The organism is Enterobacter sp. AG326, assembly GCF_004362415.1.
Taxonomy (GTDB): domain Bacteria; phylum Pseudomonadota; class Gammaproteobacteria; order Enterobacterales; family Enterobacteriaceae; genus Enterobacter; species Enterobacter asburiae.
The window spans coordinates 1-1229 of sequence record NZ_SNXG01000026.1 but is presented as its reverse complement, the minus strand read 5'-3'; the positions used below and the strand labels follow the sequence as shown (position 1 = coordinate 1229).

At 50.7% G+C, this 1229-nt stretch carries 1 protein-coding gene; it reads left to right on the top strand.

Annotation, left to right across the window (positions count from 1 at the left end; translation table 11 throughout):
* Positions 1 to 63: 63 nt before the first annotated feature.
* Positions 64 to 1211 (top strand): IS3 family transposase gene (locus DFO52_RS23055; RefSeq protein ID WP_095429518.1). Its coding sequence is split into 2 segments (ribosomal slippage): positions 64 to 301 and positions 301 to 1211, totalling 1149 coding nucleotides; the frame shifts between segments, so codons are not numbered across the junction.
* Positions 1212 to 1229: the final 18 nt, after the last annotated feature.

Below are 1229 nucleotides of genomic sequence, written 5' to 3'. Positions count from 1 at the left end.
TGAATCGCCACGGGTTTAACAGACACCTCAGAGTCATTTAAGATGACTTAAAGAGAGGTGCCCATGAGCGGTAAGCGTTATCCTGAAGAGTTTAAAATTGAAGCAGTCAAACAGGTTGTTGATCGTGGTCATTCTGTTTCCAGTGTTGCAACACGTCTCGATATCACCACTCACAGTCTTTACGCCTGGATAAAGAAGTACGGCCCGGATTCTTCCACTCATAATGAACAGTCAGATGCTCAGGCCGAGATCCGCCGTCTTCAGAAAGAGTTGAAGCGGGTTACGGACGAACGGGACATATTAAAAAAAGCCGCGGCGTACTTCGCAAAGCTGTCCGACTGAGGTACGCCTTTATCCGCGACAACAGCCGTTGCTGGCCTGTTCGTTTGCTCTGTCGGGTTCTGGATGTCCATCCGAGTGGATTTTATTTCTGGCTTCAGCAGCCACATTCGCAGCGTCACCAGACAGATCAGATGCTGACCGGGCAAATCAAACAGTTCTGGCTTGAGTCTGGCTGCGTCTATGGTTATCGCAAGATCCATCTCGATCTGCGTGATACCGGACAGCAGTGCGGAGTGAACCGGGTCTGGCGGCTGATGAAGCGTGCCGGAATAAAAGCTCAGGTTGGGTACCGTAGCCCACGAGCACGTAAAGGCGAAGCCAGTATCGTGACACCCAACAGGCTCCAGCGGCAGTTCAATCCGGACTCACCGGATGAGCGTTGGGTGACGGACATAACCTACATCCGAACTCACGAAGGCTGGCTGTATCTGGCCGTGGTGGTTGACCTGTTCTCCCGAAAAGTTATCGGCTGGTCAATGCAACCCCGCATGACAAAAGAGATTGTCCTGAACGCATTACTTATGGCGGTGTGGAGGCGTAATCCTCAAAAGCAGGTACTGGTTCACTCTGATCAGGGTAGTCAGTACACGAGCCATGAGTGGCAGTCGTTCCTGAAATCACACGGTCTGGAAGGCAGCATGAGTCGTCGCGGTAACTGCCACGACAACGCGGTTGCGGAAAGCTTTTTCCAGCTACTGAAACGCGAACGGATTAAGAAAAGGATCTACGGAACGAGAGACGAAGCCAGAAGCGATATTTTTGATTATATCGAAATGTTTTATAACAGTAAGCGTCGGCATGGTTCGAGCGAGCAGATGCCACCGGCTGAATATGAAAACCTATATTATCAACGGCTCAGAAGTGTCTAGATTATCCGTGGCGATTCA